Origin of the sequence: Blautia sp. MSK.18.38, assembly GCF_024460535.1 — a bacterium.
Taxonomy (GTDB): Bacteria; Bacillota; Clostridia; order Lachnospirales; family Lachnospiraceae; genus Blautia_A; species Blautia_A fusiformis.
The window spans coordinates 46,690-64,447 of record NZ_JANFYP010000011.1 but is presented as its reverse complement, the minus strand read 5'-3'; the positions used below and the strand labels follow the sequence as shown (position 1 = coordinate 64,447).

Here is a 17,758-nt window from a genome sequence, read left to right as displayed (position 1 = left end):
AGATAGCCACATAATAGTTACATTATAGCGTTATTATGGAAAAAATGTCAATCCTGCTCCACTTTCACAATGTAGGTTCCTGACATATCATCTTCAAAGACAATGCTTCCCAGACTCTGAAGAACACGGTCATTAAGCTCTGTTCCGTATTTTTCTTTTTCCTGTCCTCCTACAAAGATATAGGAAATATCATAACGGCTGATCAGTTTTTTTACCGTCTCTGCATCTGTAGATGTATAAATAGTCTGGATGTCCGCACTTTTTTCATTGAGGTCAGGTACATTATTTCTCCAGAGCCATTCATGCACATACCATCCCAGTACGGTCGGAAGCCCCGTAGATGCAGAAACTCTCTCATATCCGGTATAGCTGTCCCCGTTAGCCTCGAGCACCACAGGAGAGCCCTTGATATTCTGCTTCAGCCAGCGGATCGCCGACGCATCCTGAGGAAAATCCTGCTCAAGAAATGTAGTTGCATCCAGTCCCTGATACTCCGAAACCTTCCAGACATCCCCAAACCAGGAATGCACGGCATTTCCGAAATAGCCCACGGTCCAGAGCAGTACAAAAAGCCCCACCCCTGAAAGAATCCGGATGATCTTCTGTCTGGATATCACCAGCATACGATAAATCCCATATCCCATTGTCATTCCGAAAAGTATATATGCCTGATACGTCAGCTTGAACATAGTATTGGCTCGGGCATTTCCATTTTCATAAATATCCCGCACATATACAAGCTCCGGGATCAAAACCAGTCCGATAGCACATAAGCCCATGATCACTGCAAAAAGATCCGGAACTGTGATCGCCTCCAGCAGCCTGTAAAGACTTTTATGCTTCAGTCCCTTCATTTTTTCTGTGATAACAGACAGGATCAGCAAAACAGTAAGGAGCACCGGAAGCCCCCAGAGGATCAGAAGCTGATACCACAGTGAATGATGCTGTGCCAGTGCCACTCCCTGTACCATCGTATCAAATTTCAATGTAAATGGCAGGATCACCAGATAAGAGAGACCTATGATCTCCACTGCCTGAACGATCGTCACTGCCAGGATCCTGATTATCTTTCCCTCAAATCGTATGATATTTGCGATCAGGACAACTCCACCGGTCACTACAAAATAGATCACAAAATCCCAGTAATTGGTCCACTGGAACATACCAAGAAAAACGGACGCCAGAAGGATGTGCGGCATCAGAAGCTGCCCCAGCCAGAAAACACTGCGTTCCTGTTTTTCAGGCTCAGGCCCTCTTTTTCGGATCATTTTCAGCCATGCATAGAGCATTCCCACCAGAAATGTCACAAACATCACATTTACCACATGGGCATGAAGATCTCCCAGAACAAAGGAATAGCATGGGAATTCATGTATGGTCTTATCACTGTCATTCACCGGATTATACCCTATGTAACGAGTTGCATCCGGGAACCAGTAGCTGGCTGTTTCTGCCACTCCCTGTATCTTCCGGATCAGCGGCAGTACACAACGGTAGACGATATAATGTACATTTCCCGCGATAGATACTGCAATACCTGCAGTAACTCCTGCCAGTGAAGGAATATATTTCTTCTTTCCATCCAGCCGTCCATACAGCCTGTCCTTCGTCATCTGACGGACCAGGGAAAACGGATACACAAAGGCAAACGCTGCCACAAAGGTACGCATCAGATTATAAGTCACTTCCACTCTGCTTCCTGTAAGCTTCGTAAGAAACACTGCAAAATACTGCCCGCCATAGTAATAATTGATAGTTCCCTGCGAATACCAGAGATCACGTGCAGGAAGAGTTTTGCTCCGCATCATGGCCTCCATGAAGCCATAATCCATAAATTTCTCTGTTCCATATGCCTGTGGCCGGAATCCTGCCAGATAAGTCCACAGCAGAAAGATCCCAAAGAACAGAAGCTCCTCCCGAAAGATCAGCTGCATCTTTCCTGACGGATAACATTCAATGCCATGCTTCAGCTGAACATGAAAAAGTACAGCACATAAAATGCCAACAGCCACAGATACTCCTACACACACTGCTGCTGTAAAAGAAAGGATTTCCACCGCTACCAGAAGCCAGGTGAGAAATCCGGTAACCGCAATGGCAAGTACCTTTGAAAAAAGCCAGCCCCGGTCTTCAAAACCACCAAAAAGCCTTCCTGTGACCGGCATTGCCACCATTCCCATAAACAGCGCAAGCAGCCACCAGGTCCAGAATGTCCATACATCTCCTCCCAGGAGATACGCAGAAAGTACTGTCAGGAGCACTGCTGCAGTCAGCTCCGGAAATAATTCTCTGATCTTTTTTTTCATCCTTCTGTCCCTCCTGTATCAGATTCTGCCCCGCAGACGGATAAAGTCCGCAAATGCCTGTCTTCCGATCTTTATGATCCGTTTCATGTTGATAGAGTTTTTTCCGGCCTGTCTCGGTCGGAATGTGATGGGGATATATTCCACATAAAGATGATGTTTTTCATAGATCACTGTCATCAGCACATTGGAAAGGAAAAATCCGCCTGGGATACGCTTCAGTACTTTGGCGAGCTGTTTTCCCTCCATCAGCCGATATGGCGTATTTGCATCTTTTACCCAGGTTCCAAAAATAAGGAAAAGCACAAGCCGCAGTATTCTTGTCACAAAAATCCTGGAAAGCCCGTCCTCTCTCTTCTGCCGGTAACCGATAAGAAGCCCGCACTTTTTGCGTTTTTCCCAAAACTGCCAGAATTCCTCCGGAAGTGTCTGGCCGTCTGAATCCGTCTGAAAAATATAATCGGCACCTTTTTCTACTGCGTAACGATATCCCCGAAGGATTGTTCCTCCATGTCCTTCATTCGGTTTATCGATTCCGATAAGACGGTCATGATTTTTCTGATAATTCTGTATTTTTTTGTAGGTCGCATCTTTGCTGCCATCATTCAGGATCACCAGGCGGCTGTCCCCGCCGATCCTCTCCACTACCGGATACCATTGCTCGATCACGGTCCCGATATTTTTTTCTTCATTATATGCCGGCATAATGATATATAAGCTGTCATGTTTCATAGATTCTTATTCTCCCATCCTCTGAGGTATACACCAGTGGATATGTCTCCCTGATGATATCCTCACGACATTCCTGCTGTTCAAATTCCATATCCTCCTCAAACAGGATATATGTGATCTTTTCCTGTTTTACGGTAGCTTTCAGTAGCTCCGGATCATCCGTGGTATACATGAGCACTGCCTGGCCGGCACGATAGCCCGTATCGTACCCTGCAGACCATGCATAATAAGGCCATCCGCAATACAGCATGGCACCGGACATAGTGACCTCGTTCATGGTATATTCCGGTGTCAGCAGAAGATCATTTTTCTTAAGATTTGCACTGAGCCAGTCCGTCAGGCTGCTTTCCATATTTACAGTCATCCTGTGTGCGGAATCGTTGTCTCTTAAGATGATCACGTAATCATAGATTCCCGTTGCACTAAGACAGATACAAAGGACCGCTGCCGCTGCGCGACCGGCCCATTTCTTCCAGCTGTTTTTCCCTGCAAGGAAAACACATCTTACGATCCATCCCCAGAAAACTGTCACAAAGGCATAGGAAATCATCACATATTTATGATTGACATTGATGTCCGGAGTCAGAGATACCAGAAATGCAAATGCCATTGGAAGCAAACAGCCCATCAGCACTGCCCGCTGACCTCTCTTCAGAAATACTGCTGCCACGATCATTCCCACAAAGAAAAATCCACTGATCTCCACCAGATACCAGAGTACACCGGAAATGCTTTTATTGTCTGCCAGAAAGCCCCAGTAAAAGGATGGACTCATAACACTTCCCGACACAAAGATCTTCGACTGCAGTTCCGAAAAAAGCACTGCCAGTCCGGCACAGATCGCATAATCCAGCTTACCGTCAGAAAACACTGCCAGTCCGGCAAGGATCAGAAGGCCGCCGATCAGCGCAGCCCCGTTCCAGAAGGCAGTTAATCCCAGAAACAGCCCCAGAAGGATCGCCGTACCCACATTTCTGCAGATCCAGGCTTCTTTTGTAAAAAAGCGATTACGGACCCACAAAAAGCCCTGCTCCTTGTGACTACATCCGGCTTCCACCCAATCCATAAAGATCCATACCGCTACAGCTGCCATCAGAAGGCCGAAAGCCAGATGACGCTGGTTCAGATATACATTGAAATTCCATAATCCCCAGTTTTCATTGGTAGTATAACCGATAAACGCCGTATTTTCTTCCAGAGTCCGTACAAGGTCCCTCGCCTGAAGATGTTCCCACAGATAACGCCAGAGCGCTGTTCCGCTGCGAAAAAAAAAGAAAACAATGGCAGCTGCCCCTGCCCAGAAGCTTTTGAACATCCGGTAGCTGATCCCGTAAAGCACCATAAGAAATCCCGCCAGAGACAGGATGCTTACCAGATTATATCCCAGATCAAGACGAAGGCCCAGATACTCCAGATTTCCCACAAGGAACTGGAACATAAAATGATATTTCACATCCTGCCCGCCATAATGCGGATACTGGGTAGGAAAATTATTTCCCCTTGAAAAAGATCGCATCATTGCCGTGTGGGGTGCATAATCTCCGTATACCGAAAAGCCGGAGTACAGAATGCCGTCTTTCATATGAAAAACGTAAAACATCATCCAGGTCACAAAAACCGTCAAAATGCCAAAAAGCAGAAGCTCTTTTTTCAGGATCCATTTTCTGCTGATCATCCGTTCAGATATCACAAACATTTTTTGCTGTTTTTTCTTTTTCCACCGGAAGATTCCCGAAAGCAGCAGGATATCTACCAGAAATACGATCAGATTTCCATAAAAAAGAGGATGCTCTGCCCCCGCGCATATGCTGAACATCCAGGAAAGAATATAGACTGCCCAGGTCAGCATCAGGATTCCCATCCCAAACGCTGCCGGCAGGACCACCCATATCCTGTTTCCTCTTTCAGTTGTTTGACGCGGAAACAGACATCCTGCCATTTCCATTCCTGTTAACATACATAATATAAGATAAATGATTCCAAGCATAGGATTCTCCTTAATTCACGTAAAGTATAGCAGAATCACCTTCCTATGAAAAGGCTATTCACATTTTTTTCAATTATTTTCGTTTTCCTTCTGTTTTTTCAGATATGTAACGATTCCATCAGCCACAGCCTCTGCTACCTTTCTCTGATACTTCTCTGTCTGAAGCAGGGCGGCTTCCTCCGGATTTGTAAGAAATCCACATTCTACGATATTGATCACACCCGGACTTCTCTTCAGAAGATAATAGGTTCTGTTTCCTTTTGCCACCCGCGGCCGTGCAATGGAAAGCTTCCGGTTCATGTTTTCCTGGATCGCAAGTGCCAGTTCTTTTCCGCCTTCCGAATCCTCATAATAAAATACCTGCGGGCCTTTTACTCCGGGATCACTGTAGCTGTTCTGGTGGATACTCACAGAAAGCACCGGTTCATATTTCCGGATCTGTTCAATACGATTCTGCAGATCCTGTGCTTTCATATTTTTTGTACCATTTTCATAAAGACCTTTATCTTCTTCCCGGGTCATTACTACGGCAAGGCCTTTTTTTTCCAGGATCGTTTTTAGCTTCATGGCAATATCCAGATTGATTCCTTTTTCCTTCAGTCCACCGATTCCCACCATTCCGGAATCCACACCGCCATGACCGGCATCCACCAGGATCACCTGATCTGCTTTTATATTTCCAGATACATCTATAAGTCTGCCTGCAGTTTCTGCCGCTTCCCATGACAGAATATAAAAACAGACCAGCATAAGAACTGCCATTGCCAATTCTATGAAATGTTTTTTCAACACAAAACACCCCCGGCATATTTATTTTAATATATGTTGCCGGGAGTGTTTTTAGCATTGTGAAGATCACAATGTTTTCTTCTGTTTATGACAGGTTTTCTGTGATCACGCTCCAGATCCCGCTGTTCTCGAATCCAAGCTTCCACTCTGCCACACCTGCCAGTTTGTATTTTTTGATCAGTTTAACCTTTTCCGCAATAGACTTAGAGTCCTCCAGCCAGATCTGGTATGTGGCACCGTCCCCTTCATAGGTTCCATAATTCTGACTTGTCTTCTTGTCCCAGTATGTTTCTGCTCCGTTATCACTGATCGTCTGCTGTGCCTGATCCATACCGATGGCCTCACTTGTCAGTGCACCGCCATCTGTAGTCTTCCAGAGCCTTGTGTAGAACGGAATCGCAAGGATCGTCCGTTGAGCCGCTACTTCTGAAAGCGTATCCTTAACCCCCTGTTCTACCCATGGCAGAGATGCCACAGAACCGGCATCGGAGCCTACGTAATGCTCATCATAGCCCATAATGATCACATAATCCACAACCTTGCCCTGCTCCGCACGGTCATAATGACTGGTAAAATCTTCCGGAACCGGATTATCTACAGACAGTACCAAATTATTGGCGTGACACTGGATAGAAAGTTCTCTTAAAAACTGAAGGAAATGGATTCCTACTCCTTCGCTCAAAGATTCAAAATCAACATTGATTCCATCCAGTCCTGCTTTCAGTGCATAAGTGATCAGCTGATTCTCCAGATTCTGCCTTGAACTGGTTTTTGAAAGAACTTCTGTGGTACTCATGTTCTCATTAAAATTATCCACCAGTCCCCATACCTTCAGTCCTTTTTCATGTGCCTGCATCACATACTCCCCAGATGCAAGACTTGAAATATTTCCGGAGTTATCTGTTACAGAAAACCAGGTTGGAGAGATCACATTCACGCCTGTCATATTCTGTACCGCATCTGCGAAATAGCTGTTTGCATCTGTGCTGGTAACCTGGTGCCATGCCAGGTTCACCGGCTCATCCATGGTAAGATATGTATAGGACTCTGTTTTAAAATCCCTTTCATAATCCGTTGTATCCACAGCACTTACTTTTTTCTTCTGAATATAACCGATGTAACCGTCATCGGTTGCCACCTGATCCCAGTCCTCTCCTTCATTCATCAGCCGGAGAACTGTATTCTTCGCCAGTTTGGAAAGGATCGGCGCCTTGATCCCGCCCCGGTAACGGATCACGGTATCTTTCTTCGTGGTCACGGTCTCCACATTGGTAAATTTGTACTGTATCGCAACCCTTGCAGGATCCTGCTCTATATAAGAATCGATATCTGTATACTTTTTTACATAATCCAGTTTCAGATAAACCGTGTCATCCTTCAGCCACACGTTTCCGTCTGCCTTATCTGAAGCCGTTTCCTCTGTGAGACTGGATGGTGTTGCATACAGTATCTTCTTGTTTTCGCTATCCCAGTAATATCTCTGATTCAAATATCCGTTCACTACATCCAGCGGAAGATATACATCTTCTCCTGAGATAAGTGCCTTCTCTTCCAGTTTCTCAGTTCCAAGTATCAACGCAGCCTCACCGTCTGCATTCTGGCCATAGTATTCTGTCAGATCCATCTGTTTCCTGCTTGGTATAAGCTTATTGATCCCGTAAACAGCCCCTCCGGCAAGAGCGACCAGAACGATCAGCAGACCTACCACAAGGACCGGTATGTGTTTTTTTATCATGTTTTTTTCCTTTCGGTATAAAATGTCATAATTTGTTTCATTATAACATATCTTGTCTACATTTCGTTATAAAAATCGACTTTTAATAATTTTTCACAATTTCTTTAGAATTTCGGTTCCCCGTATGGTATGCATGAGTGCAGGGGATGATCGTTATCCGGGGAACCGTTTTTTCTTATGTACGGTCATTCTTTGCGAATAAGATCAAAGCTTACACAGGCGATATGGCCGTCTTCATCTTCCGTATAATCCCGCATATAGACCCCGTTTTCCGCAATCTGACAGGCTTTTGCGATTTTTTTCGGAGTGCTTGGTGCTCCATCGAGATAAAGAGAAACTCCGTTCTCACGATAAAGCTCCAGCTCCCTTCGAAGGGGTTTTGCGGATTTCTTTTTTTCCTGTGATATATTTGGCGTATCCCGACCTCCTTTCCTGGTTAGATTTTCAGAAAACACCAGCAATGGTTCTCGAAAAGCTGCAACTTCCCTGTTAGGATGATACTTGTAATAAAATATAAATAATAAAATGGGGGAAATTTCTCTGTGTACCGACAGACTCGCCGATGAATTTCACACAGAATCCTTATCTTCAGAAAAATATGACTTTAAGTTATCGTTACTGTCTTCTTGCTTCCGGGAGGAGACAGCTTTTCTGCTTTTCATTATACCTGATTTCCCTTCAGATGCAAGTCTTTTATAAAAGAATCAGAAATTTTCTTTTTTCTCCGGTTTCTGCATCTTTACATCTTGTGTATAACTGTTATATAATACAGTATGTAAAAGATTAAATTTATTTACCTATAGGATGTGATCATATGAAAATAGAAAAAATCAATGAAAATCAGATCCGCTGTACCCTGACGAAAGAAGATCTGGACAGTCATCAGATCCGTATCAGCGAACTTGCATACGGTACCGAAAAAGCCAAACGTCTCTTTCGTGATATGATGCAGCAGGCACAGATACAATTTGGTTTTGAAGCAGATAATATTCCTCTGATGATTGAGGCTATTCCTGTCAATGCCGAAAGTATTATCCTCATTATCACTAAAGTGGAAGATCCTGAAGAACTGGATACACGTTTTTCCAAATTTGCACCCTTCAAGGGCAACAAACCTTCCGATACCGTAGAGATCGATGGCGCTGACAATATCATCGATATCTTCCAGAAGCTCTGTGAATCCAAGCTTAAGGATCTTTCACAGAAACCGGAAGAAAAAAGGGCGGAAACTTCCGCCTCTCAGGCAACAGAAACTCCGGATGCATCACAGCAACCGGCTGAGAGTTCTGTAAAGCTTATACGCCTGTACTCTTTCCCGGGGCTGGATGATGTTATTGCCGCATCTCATGGTATGAATGGTTTCTTTACCGGTGATAATACTCTCTATCGTGAAGGAGAAGACGGTGTCTATCAGCTGGTACTTCATCAGTCAGACTGTACACCTGAAGAATTTAACAAGGTCTGCAATATCCTTTCCGAGTATGGCATCGGCCGCGCATTCACACCAGCCGGTGAAGCCTACCTCAGAGAGCACTGTGCACTGATCGCTGATCATGCACTTCAGAAGCTTCTGAATATCTGACAAACCAAATATCCTACAGACAAACAAACCGCTGTCGGAATGCGATCCATATGATCTGCATTTCCCGACAGCGGTCCTTTTGTTTCAGCAAAAAAGCTTCTGTTTATTACTCACCAAGAAAATCATTGATCTGAGCTACGAGGACATCTGCGTCCAGGCCATGGACCATTGCTGCTTCTTCCAGAGATTCCATCTGTGAAGACGGGCAGCCAAGACAATGCATTCCTGCTCTCATCAGGATCGGTGCGATATTCGGGTCTACAGTGAGCAGTTCTCCGATCAGCATGCTCTTTGTAACTTTTGCCATGATTGTATTCTCCTTTACTGTTTTATCGAAATATTTTCATTCCGTTCTGCTATTATAATACGAATCCGGAATGGAATCAACGGGTTACGAATTTTCAGTTTTGTTTATAAATTTATACTTGTATTCTTTATGCAGATATATTAGAATGGGAATAGAATCCCTGGTAGGGGATACATATAATACACAATTTAAAAGGAGGATATCAATTATGGCATATGTAATTTCTGACGAGTGCGTTAGCTGTGGAACATGTGAGGGTGAGTGCCCGAACGAGGCTATTTCTCAGGGAGACGAGCATTATGTAATCGACGCAGACGCTTGTGTTGACTGCGGAACATGCGCTGAGGCCTGTCCAGTTGGTGCTATCTCTGCTGAGTAATGCATCATTAGCTTGATAAGCTGCTATAATGAATGAGGCTACCGGTTTACCGGCAGCCTTTTCTGTTTTTTTTATTCTTTTTTCCCTCACAGGAAGCTGCCGCTTCTCTTCTTGCCTGCTGCTGCCTGCGGATCGCTTCATCCAGAGAACGACACCGGTACTCTCCTTCTTTCTTTCTTTGCATTTCCTCACGGATCAGGCGTTCCATGATTTCTTGAAACTCCAGTATCTTATCGTTATCTGCTCCGCACTTCTCTGTATTCCCGGATTCCGTTTTTTCCATGAACTCCTTTTCAGATCCCGTTTTTTTCATTGGGATATCTTCAAGCTCAACAGCTTCTCCATCCAGGATCCTGATACCAGATTCTGAAAAATCCGGTGTATCTGCCTTTCTTGCCTCCGGTGGGATCAGTGTACGGATTGCTTTCAACTGAAGTCCTTTACTTTTCAGCTCATTTATTTTAAGAAAAAGCTGGATATCAAACGGTGTATAATAGCGATGTCCCAGTTCATTGCGTCCGATCCGAAGCTCCAGTTCTTCCTCCCAGTAACGCAGGACATAAGATTTCACTCCGGTCAGTGTTACGGCCTGTCTGACTGTATATCTTTTTTCCATTGTGAACGCCCCCTTATATAGAGATTCACTGCTGCTGTCTACAGTATAACCCCTGAGATCAAGAAATAGCAAGAATAATCGGTTGACATAATTTTACCAAATATGACTCTTTGCCTATATCCATAGCATCCCGAACTCCACGATCACACAGACAAAAATACAAAAGGCCATCAGGATAACTATAAGCTTTCATCCTGACAGCCTTTCATTTACCGTCTGCACGGCTCTATTTTTTCATATTTACAAACTGGGTATATCTCGGCAACCATACCAGCTCCACAGTTCCGATCGGACCGTTTCTCTGCTTGGCTATGATAATTTCCGCAATGTCTTTCTTCTCGGTATCTTTGTGATAATAATCATCTCGATAGATAAACATGACCACATCCGCATCCTGTTCAATAGCTCCGGACTCTCGAAGATCCGAAAGCATCGGCCTGTGATCCGGTCTCTGTTCCACTGCACGGCTAAGCTGTGATAACGCAATTACCGGTACATCGATCTCTCTTGCCAACGCTTTCAGCGATCGTGAAATATCTGAAATTTCCTGCTGTCTGGAATCCGATTTTCCACTTCCGCTCATCAGCTGAAGATAATCGATCATGATGATCCCTAGATTATGCTCAAGCTTATATTTTCTGCATTTGGAACGAAGCTCCGCAATGGAGATTCCAGGTGTATCATCAATAATAAGATTGGAGCCACCGATAATATCCGCTCCTTCTACCAGCTTCGTCCAGTCCTCATCTTTCAGATTTCCGGTACGGAGATTCTGGGAATCCACGTGAGATTCCATAGCAAGAAGACGGTTTACCAGCTGCTCCTTGGACATCTCCAGACTGAAAATAGCCACGGTCACATCTTTACGAAACGCCATATACTGGGCAATATTCAATACAAAGGCAGTTTTTCCCATGGAAGGTCGAGCTGCGATCAGTACAAGATCGGACGCGTGCATACCGGAAGTCTTATAATCCAGATCCACAAATCCGGTCGGGATCCCGGTAACGGAGCCCTTCAGCTTGGAAGCCTTCTCAATATTGCTGACTGCATTCAACACAACCTGCTGGATCGGCACATAATCGCTGCCATTTGTTCTCTGCAAAATATTAAACAGCTTTTTCTCGGATTCCTCAAGTATGGTTTCCGTACTGTCCTTTTCCAGATAACAGGCATTGGCAACTTCTTCCGTAGTCCGTATCAGCCGACGGAGAACTGCCTTTTCGCTTACGATATTGGCATAGTATTTCACATTGGCTGATGTAGGAACTGCTGCGATCAGATCACGGACATATTCCATACTGCTGATGTCCGGCGGAAGCTCTTTCTCCTTGAGACGATTCTGCAGAGTGATCAGATCTACCGGCTGTCCTTCATTACAGAGCTCCACCATGGCATCAAAAATGATGCCATATTGTTTTTGATAAAAATCATCACTGGTCAGGATCTCGGAAGCCACCAGGATCGCATCACGATCCAGGATCATGGATCCGATCACTGACTGCTCTGCCTCAATACTGTGAGGCAGAATCCTCTTGATCAGTGCTTCTTCCATTGATTACGCCTCTTTTACCCAGACTTTGAGACTTCCGGTTACCTTCGGATGAAGTCGTACCGGAACATTGGTAACACCCAGGTTACGGATCGGATTCTCCAGCTGGAGCTTTTTCTTATCGATATCAAGATTCAGCTGTTTTTTGGCTGCCTCTGAGATTTCTTTTGAGGATACAGAACCGAATGTTCTTCCGCCTTCACCTACCTTCAGAGTAAGGATAACCTCCTTTGTGGAAAGCTCCTCTGCAAATGCCTTGGCAGCGTCCAGATTTTCCTGTGCAACCTTTTCTTCATTTGCCTTACGGAGTTTCAGGTCATTGAGATTCTTGGATGTAGCTTCAACACCAAGCTTTTTTGGCAGGATCATGTTTCTTGCATATCCGTCACTTACATTTACGATCTGTCCCTTTTTACCCAGGGATTTAACATCTTCCAGAAGAATTACTTTCATTTCTATTTGTCCCCTTCCTGATATAACTGGTCTATAATTTCTTTCAGCATTCTTTCGGTCTCATCCATGGTGTCTTTCACCTGTGCACCGGCAATATTCAGATGTCCGCCGCCGCCCATCCGTTCCATCATGACCTGTACATTCACTTCATCAATGGCTCTGGCACTGATGTAAACCTCATTATTATAGCTGGTAAGAACAAAAGATGCCTTGACTCCTGCGATATTGAGCAGCTCATTGGCCGCCTGTGCTCCTACAACGGTAGGACTTTCCAGGCCTTCACTCGGACATCTTGCAATGGCAAAATAATCTCTGTAGATCTCCGCAGTACGAACTGCCTCCGCTCTCGCCTTATAGGAATCAATATTATCCCGGAGCATCTTACGTACACGTGTCACATCTGCTCCGCATCTGCGCAGGAATGCTGCTGCCTCAAAGGTACGCACACCCGCTCTTGTTGTAAAGTTGTTGGTATCGATCATGATACCCGCATAAATACAGTCCGCCTCAATACTGCGAAGCTTCAGCCCGTCTGCAAAATACTGCAGGATCTCTGCGATCATCTCGCAGCTTGAGGATGCATATGGCTCCACATAGGACAGAACTGCATTCTGGATCACCTCGCTGCCGCGGCGGTGATGATCCAATACCACAATGGTCTTTGTCATATAGAGAAGATCCTGGCATTCGGTATAGCTTGGCTTGTTGGTATCCACCACAATTACTACCGTATTGTTATCCACCAGTTCTTTGGCCTGATTACTGTCCACAAACATGGACGGCTCATAATCCGGATTTTCCATAAATCCACTCATCAGCGGCCGAATGGATGTGGTCGGATCATTGATTACAATATGCACCGGCTTACCAAGAGTCTTACCGGCACGGTAAATACCGATCCCAGCTCCCAGAGCATCCACATCTGTGATCTTGTGTCCCATAACCACCACTCGATCCTTGGTGCTCATAAATTCCTTCAGAGCCTGAGCCTTCACTCGTGCCTTCACTCGGGTTGATTTCTCCATCTGCTGTGCCTTGCCGCCAATGTAGGTAATATTATTTTCATTTTTGATCACTACCTGATCACCGCCACGGCCCAGTGCCATCTCAATGGCAATTCTGGCATATTCGTAATTCTGGATATACGTAGAAGCATTCAGACCGATTCCAATACTTAATGTCACAGCCATTTCATTTCCGATGTTAACCGTCTTAACCTCATCCAGGATATGAAAACGCTGTTCCTTTAGTGTTTCCAGTGAACTCTGGCGCATGATCAGAAGATATTTATCTTTCTCCAGTTTCTTCACAAGGCCGTCAAAGTTGGAAAAATACTTGGTGATCTTTCGGTCGATCAGTGCGATAAGCAGAGATCTTCTCACATCCTCCACGCTCTCCAGTGCTTCTTCATAATTATCCAGATAAGCCAGTGCTACAACAAGCTTGTTATCCTCATTTTTCTGGATGTATTCCTTAAGCTCTGTTTCATCATAAAGATACATGGCGATCAGACTGACATTCTGGGACATATTCTCCAGAATATCCGCATGGCTGACTACTTCACCCATAGTCACCCGCTGCATGGAAACCCGATAGATCCGATCCCCGAAATGTATACTCATCTCAGAAATTTCCGGTTCATCGGCTACAGGAAGCTTGTCCGGAGTAATATCCGGGAAAACTGTGCTGATATTTTTTTTATAAAACTGATCTCTCCCCGTGATCTCTGAAAAAATACGGTTGGACCAGATCATGCGGCCTTCCATATCCATAATGGCATAAGGAAGCGCCAGTTCTTCCAGCATCCGCTTTTCTACCACATCATACTGATTGGCAAATGCGATCATATCATTGATGATCAGCGGTTTGTGATATCGAAAAAGCTGTACTGCGATAAAAATATAGATCACAGTACCTACAGACACCAGAATTCCGGCCTTTACACTTACAATAAACACCAGCAGGTCCAGCAGCACGACCAGGACCGAAAGGTACAGCGGCCAGCGCATGAAGTGTTTCATAGGCCCCTTGAATTTAACTTTGTTGTTCATTGCTTTTTCCTGTTCTTAATGTAATTTAACCCACAAGTTATTTAACATTATACCAGATTCCTTATTATAATTCCATAGCAATGATAAAATCTATTTTGCTCATAAAAAAAACAAGGCCGCTGCCTCCAGATGACTGCTCATCTGTTTCGCAACGACCCCGTATAAGATCAGAATTAGTCCTGAACGTATGGCATCAGGGACATATGACGTGCTCTCTTAACAGCAACTGTCAGTGCTCTCTGATGTTTCGCACAGTTACCTGTAATTCTTCTCGGGAGAATTTTACCTCTCTCGGAAACATACTTTCTTAACTTTGCTACATCCTTGTAATCGATCTCGTTATTCTCTTTACCGCAGAATACACAAACTTTTTTTCTTCTGCGTCCGCCTCTTCTCTTCATCGGAGAATCTGGTCTCTCGCCTCTATTGTAAGCCATGATTGTTTCCTCCTATCTTATTCGTCTCATCTGTCTTGATCAGATGTTCTAATTGAACGGCAGCTCCTCATCAATTCCATCTGGAATGTTCATGAAGCCGTCGGCGCTTGCTGCGCTCGGACTCGGCATAGACGTTGCAGGTGCTGCCTCTGTTCTCGGATGAGCTGCTGCATAGCTGTCGCTTGATGCTTTGCTCTCAGCAAATTCCTGATCCTCAACAACAACCTCTGTCGTATAAACCTTCTGTCCCTCACGGTTCGTATAGCTTCCTGTCTGGATACGTCCCGTAACTGCAATTTTCAGTCCCTGTCTGAAATACTTTTCCGCAAATTCTGCTGTACGTCCGAAAGAAACACAGCTGATAAAATCTGCACTTGCCTCTCCGTCACGACGGAATCTGCGATCAACTGCCAGTGTATATCTGGCGATTGCCAGGGCATTTTCTCCTGCGGAATATCTTACCTCAGGATCTCTTGTCAAGCGTCCCATTAATATTACTTTGTTCATCGTTCTACCTCTCTTATGATTTCACTTAACTGAACAGGTTCTTAATGGTGTTTTCAAAAATCCGCTGCAAAAATTATGCCTCTTTCTTGACAACCAGGTATCTTAATACATTGTCCATGATGCGGACATGTCTCTCGATCTCCGCCGGGCACTGAGAATCTGCTTCAAACTGAATAAAATAGTAGAAGCCTTCATGCATTTTCTGAATCTCGTAAGCTAATTTCTTCTTACCCCATTCTTCAACTTCTGTGATCACGCCGTTGTAACGTGTGATGTAGCCTTTTGCTTTCTCAACTACAGCGTCACGTGCTTCGTCCTCAAGCTTAGCGCTCACAACTAATGCTAACTCGTACTTGTTCATGCTTGTCTTAACCTCCTTATGGTCTTTTGGCCCTTTGCCTGTCAAAGAGCAAGGATATGAAATATATCACGATTGTTGATTCTAGCACATCTCTCCCGTGATGTAAAGCATAAATTTAATTTTTTTCAATTTTTTTCAAATCTCGTGTATTTTTCTCAACCAGCTTACGTGCCACCATGATCTGATGTCCACAGCCCTTGCATTTCAGGCGGAAATCCGCTCCTACGCGAAGGATCTCCCATTCTTTACTGCCACAGGGATGAGCCTTCTTCAGTGTGACAATATCTCCAACTTCATAATTTAATCCCATTTGATACTCCTCATTTTTATTTTGCAGATCATCCCAGGTTCCCATATTTTCAGACTCTTATCTGAGAAAACACCTGCCCGATCGGTTCTTTAATAAGAAGATCCGCATATTTATCCCTCGGTGTCGGTGCCTTATTGATCACCACCAGATGATTTCCCCGGAAATAATCGATCAGGCCTGCTGCCGGATATACCGCCAGAGAAGTTCCCCCAATGATCAACACCTCCGCCTCTGAGATCACTCTTACTGATTCCTGGATCGTATAGTCATCCAGCCCTTCCTCATAAAGGACCACATCCGGCTTGATCATGCCGCCGCAGCTACACCGCGGAACACCTTTCGATTCCTTCATATATTTAAAATCATAGAATTTCCCGCATTTCATACAATGATTTCGGTAAACGCTTCCGTGAAGCTCCAGGACCTTTTTACTTCCTGCCATCTGGTGAAGATTATCGATATTCTGAGTGATCACAGCCTTCAGCTTTCCTGTTTGCTCCATCTCCGCCAGCTTAAGATGTGCCGCATTCGGTTTTGCAGTATCACAAAGCATCTTATCTCTGTAAAATTTAAAGAATTCCTCAGGTTTTCGCATAAAAAATGTATGGCTTAAGATCGTCTCCGGCGGGTAATCATATTTCTGGTTATACAGTCCGGCCTGGCTTCGAAAATCCGGGATCCCGCTTTCTGTTGAAACACCTGCGCCGCCGAAAAATACAATATTTCTGCTCTCATCAATGATCTTTTGTAATTTTTCTATCTCATTTCCCATATCATTTCCTCCCAAACTTATCCGCAAAAGCTCTACTGTGGGTTCACCGCATTCACTCTTTTTCCCTGTACCACAAAACGTGTTGCCTGATTGCCGGTACAGGTTGATAATGTAACGATCTTATCCTTCACATTGGCTTCACTTGCAATGGCATCTGTTCTGATCTCCGAATTCTGGAACATTTTTTTCTCATATTCCAGAAACTCTTTGCCAGGTCCTTTAAATAAGGTATACGTATCGCTGTTTACAGAAGTCGTATACGCTGCAATGATCTCATACCGGTAATCTTTTTCCGGTGTGAGGATCCAGAAATATTTGCTGGTATTATAAAGCGTCTCATCCGCTCTGTACTTTTTCAGCATTCCAAACATGGAACCATTCTTCATGTTGTGTCCGTACACCAGGGTATTACAATCGCTGAAATCTCTTTTGTTCTCATAATCAATAAAGATCGTTCCCGCAAAATTATAATTTTTCTCATATGTCTGGTGCAGATAAAAATTATTATCCTCTCCCTGTACCACCGGATAACTGATCTCAGGCAATGCTTCCATATAGATCCAGCCGATCACATCCTCATTGATACTCCTGAGAGAATCAAAATCAATGCTCACAGGTGCTACAGGCTGTTCATCCGGCTGATCTATCTCTTCCACCTGGTCCGGATCACGTTCTGTCACTGCCATTTCGGAAATGCTGTTATATTCATCGGTTCCTTTTTTATATTCTGTATAAATATGATAAAGGTTAAAAGCTGCATAACAGAAAATACAGATTGCCACGATCAGAACGATCGTCAGAATATGATCTCCAACTGTTTTTTTCTTTTTCACCTTGTTTTTCCTGCTCATAATCACACTCCTTTAAATCTGTCAGGATCATCTG

General features: G+C 44.3%; 19 protein-coding genes. 2 read left to right on the top strand and 17 right to left on the bottom strand.

Translation table 11 applies throughout. The features are described 5' to 3' along the window. Positions 1 to 47: 47 nt before the first annotated feature. The 6 genes from NE638_RS08660 to NE638_RS08635 form a co-directional block, all read right to left on the bottom strand. Positions 48 to 2,306 (bottom strand): DUF2298 domain-containing protein, encoded by a 2,259-nt coding sequence (locus NE638_RS08660; RefSeq protein WP_173746038.1) that lies wholly within the window; start codon positions 2,304 to 2,306, stop codon positions 48 to 50. Between the two features lie 18 nt (positions 2,307 to 2,324). Further along, positions 2,325 to 3,035 carry a glycosyltransferase family 2 protein gene (locus NE638_RS08655; protein ID WP_173746037.1) on the bottom strand — a complete coding sequence of 237 codons (711 nt, stop codon included), beginning with the start codon at positions 3,033 to 3,035 and terminating at the stop codon, positions 2,325 to 2,327. Beyond that, the gene (locus NE638_RS08650; protein ID WP_173746036.1) at positions 3,025 to 5,022 is read right to left on the bottom strand and encodes a hypothetical protein; all 1,998 of its coding nucleotides are present in this window, start codon (positions 5,020 to 5,022) and stop codon (positions 3,025 to 3,027) included. Before NE638_RS08650 ends, NE638_RS08655 begins: the two co-directional genes overlap by 11 nt. A 69-nt stretch (positions 5,023 to 5,091) precedes the next feature. Beyond that, entirely contained in the window at positions 5,092 to 5,814 is a 723-nt protein-coding gene (locus NE638_RS08645; protein ID WP_021651390.1) for an N-acetylmuramoyl-L-alanine amidase, read from the bottom strand. Positions 5,815 to 5,896: 82 nt separating this feature from the next. After that, complete coding sequence (locus tag NE638_RS08640; RefSeq protein ID WP_173746035.1) at positions 5,897 to 7,546, bottom strand: glycosyl hydrolase family 18 protein; 1,650 nt, start codon at positions 7,544 to 7,546, stop codon at positions 5,897 to 5,899. Positions 7,547 to 7,731: 185 nt separating this feature from the next. After that, complete coding sequence (locus NE638_RS08635; protein WP_227573883.1) at positions 7,732 to 8,001, bottom strand: hypothetical protein; 270 nt, start codon at positions 7,999 to 8,001, stop codon at positions 7,732 to 7,734. Between the two features lie 359 nt (positions 8,002 to 8,360). Between NE638_RS08635 and NE638_RS08630 the strand changes: the two genes are divergently transcribed. Further along, complete coding sequence (locus tag NE638_RS08630; protein WP_021651393.1) at positions 8,361 to 9,128, top strand: adaptor protein MecA; 768 nt, start codon at positions 8,361 to 8,363, stop codon at positions 9,126 to 9,128. A 106-nt stretch (positions 9,129 to 9,234) separates the two neighbouring features. Here NE638_RS08630 and NE638_RS08625 read toward each other — a convergent pair whose 3' ends face one another. Then, positions 9,235 to 9,435: a DUF1858 domain-containing protein gene (locus tag NE638_RS08625; RefSeq protein ID WP_015527179.1), complete on the bottom strand. Its 201-nt coding sequence runs from the start codon at positions 9,433 to 9,435 to the stop codon at positions 9,235 to 9,237. A gap of 208 nt (positions 9,436 to 9,643) precedes the next feature. Between NE638_RS08625 and NE638_RS08620 the strand changes: the two genes are divergently transcribed. Further along, positions 9,644 to 9,814, top strand: a complete 171-nt coding sequence (locus tag NE638_RS08620; RefSeq protein WP_015527180.1) for a DUF362 domain-containing protein — start codon at positions 9,644 to 9,646, stop codon at positions 9,812 to 9,814. A 46-nt stretch (positions 9,815 to 9,860) separates the two neighbouring features. Here NE638_RS08620 and NE638_RS08615 read toward each other — a convergent pair whose 3' ends face one another. From NE638_RS08615 to srtB, 10 genes are all read right to left on the bottom strand, one after another. Then, the gene (locus tag NE638_RS08615) at positions 9,861 to 10,430 is read right to left on the bottom strand and encodes a MerR family transcriptional regulator (RefSeq protein ID WP_022426424.1); all 570 of its coding nucleotides are present in this window, start codon (positions 10,428 to 10,430) and stop codon (positions 9,861 to 9,863) included. A gap of 226 nt (positions 10,431 to 10,656) precedes the next feature. Next, positions 10,657 to 11,985 carry a replicative DNA helicase gene (gene dnaB, locus NE638_RS08610; RefSeq protein WP_015527183.1) on the bottom strand — a complete coding sequence of 443 codons (1,329 nt, stop codon included), beginning with the start codon at positions 11,983 to 11,985 and terminating at the stop codon, positions 10,657 to 10,659. A gap of 3 nt (positions 11,986 to 11,988) precedes the next feature. After that, positions 11,989 to 12,435 carry a 50S ribosomal protein L9 gene (gene rplI, locus NE638_RS08605; protein WP_015527184.1) on the bottom strand — a complete coding sequence of 149 codons (447 nt, stop codon included), beginning with the start codon at positions 12,433 to 12,435 and terminating at the stop codon, positions 11,989 to 11,991. A gap of 2 nt (positions 12,436 to 12,437) precedes the next feature. After that, entirely contained in the window at positions 12,438 to 14,486 is a 2,049-nt protein-coding gene (locus tag NE638_RS08600) for a DHH family phosphoesterase (RefSeq protein ID WP_022426425.1), read from the bottom strand. 173 nt (positions 14,487 to 14,659) lie between these two features. After that, complete coding sequence (gene rpsR / locus NE638_RS08595) at positions 14,660 to 14,923, bottom strand: 30S ribosomal protein S18 (RefSeq protein ID WP_021651398.1); 264 nt, start codon at positions 14,921 to 14,923, stop codon at positions 14,660 to 14,662. A gap of 48 nt (positions 14,924 to 14,971) precedes the next feature. Next, on the bottom strand, positions 14,972 to 15,430 hold the full coding sequence (locus tag NE638_RS08590) for a single-stranded DNA-binding protein (protein WP_015527188.1): 459 nt from the start codon (positions 15,428 to 15,430) through the stop codon (positions 14,972 to 14,974). A gap of 73 nt (positions 15,431 to 15,503) precedes the next feature. After that, positions 15,504 to 15,791: a 30S ribosomal protein S6 gene (gene rpsF / locus NE638_RS08585; RefSeq protein ID WP_015527189.1), complete on the bottom strand. Its 288-nt coding sequence runs from the start codon at positions 15,789 to 15,791 to the stop codon at positions 15,504 to 15,506. Positions 15,792 to 15,906: 115 nt separating this feature from the next. Continuing rightward, the gene (locus tag NE638_RS08580) at positions 15,907 to 16,101 is read right to left on the bottom strand and encodes a DUF951 domain-containing protein (RefSeq protein ID WP_022426426.1); all 195 of its coding nucleotides are present in this window, start codon (positions 16,099 to 16,101) and stop codon (positions 15,907 to 15,909) included. A 49-nt stretch (positions 16,102 to 16,150) separates the two neighbouring features. After that, entirely contained in the window at positions 16,151 to 16,873 is a 723-nt protein-coding gene (locus NE638_RS08575; protein ID WP_173746034.1) for an NAD-dependent protein deacylase, read from the bottom strand. 32 nt (positions 16,874 to 16,905) lie between these two features. Next, entirely contained in the window at positions 16,906 to 17,724 is an 819-nt protein-coding gene (gene srtB / locus NE638_RS08570) for a class B sortase (RefSeq protein ID WP_173746033.1), read from the bottom strand. Between the last annotated feature and the right edge of the window lie 34 nt (positions 17,725 to 17,758).

Bases quoted from the DNA above. Each gene is read 5' to 3' on its own strand.
- NE638_RS08655 (WP_173746037.1), bottom strand. From the start codon at position 3,035: ATGAAACATGACAGCTTATATATCATTATGCCGGCATATAATGAAGAA.
- rpsR (WP_021651398.1), bottom strand. From the start codon at position 14,923: ATGGCTTACAATAGAGGCGAGAGACCAGATTCTCCGATGAAGAGAAGA.
- rplI (WP_015527184.1), bottom strand. From the start codon at position 12,435: ATGAAAGTAATTCTTCTGGAAGATGTTAAATCCCTGGGTAAAAAGGGA.
- NE638_RS08590 (WP_015527188.1), bottom strand. From the start codon at position 15,430: ATGAACAAAGTAATATTAATGGGACGCTTGACAAGAGATCCTGAGGTA.
- NE638_RS08620 (WP_015527180.1), top strand. From the start codon at position 9,644: ATGGCATATGTAATTTCTGACGAGTGCGTTAGCTGTGGAACATGTGAG.
- NE638_RS08580 (WP_022426426.1), bottom strand. From the start codon at position 16,101: ATGGGATTAAATTATGAAGTTGGAGATATTGTCACACTGAAGAAGGCT.
- NE638_RS08600 (WP_022426425.1), bottom strand. From the start codon at position 14,486: ATGAACAACAAAGTTAAATTCAAGGGGCCTATGAAACACTTCATGCGC.
- NE638_RS08660 (WP_173746038.1), bottom strand. From the start codon at position 2,306: ATGAAAAAAAAGATCAGAGAATTATTTCCGGAGCTGACTGCAGCAGTG.
- NE638_RS08615 (WP_022426424.1), bottom strand. From the start codon at position 10,430: ATGGAAAAAAGATATACAGTCAGACAGGCCGTAACACTGACCGGAGTG.
- NE638_RS08640 (WP_173746035.1), bottom strand. From the start codon at position 7,546: ATGATAAAAAAACACATACCGGTCCTTGTGGTAGGTCTGCTGATCGTT.
- srtB (WP_173746033.1), bottom strand. From the start codon at position 17,724: ATGAGCAGGAAAAACAAGGTGAAAAAGAAAAAAACAGTTGGAGATCAT.
- NE638_RS08575 (WP_173746034.1), bottom strand. From the start codon at position 16,873: ATGGGAAATGAGATAGAAAAATTACAAAAGATCATTGATGAGAGCAGA.
- NE638_RS08630 (WP_021651393.1), top strand. From the start codon at position 8,361: ATGAAAATAGAAAAAATCAATGAAAATCAGATCCGCTGTACCCTGACG.
- dnaB (WP_015527183.1), bottom strand. From the start codon at position 11,985: ATGGAAGAAGCACTGATCAAGAGGATTCTGCCTCACAGTATTGAGGCA.
- NE638_RS08650 (WP_173746036.1), bottom strand. From the start codon at position 5,022: ATGCTTGGAATCATTTATCTTATATTATGTATGTTAACAGGAATGGAA.
- NE638_RS08625 (WP_015527179.1), bottom strand. From the start codon at position 9,435: ATGGCAAAAGTTACAAAGAGCATGCTGATCGGAGAACTGCTCACTGTA.
- rpsF (WP_015527189.1), bottom strand. From the start codon at position 15,791: ATGAACAAGTACGAGTTAGCATTAGTTGTGAGCGCTAAGCTTGAGGAC.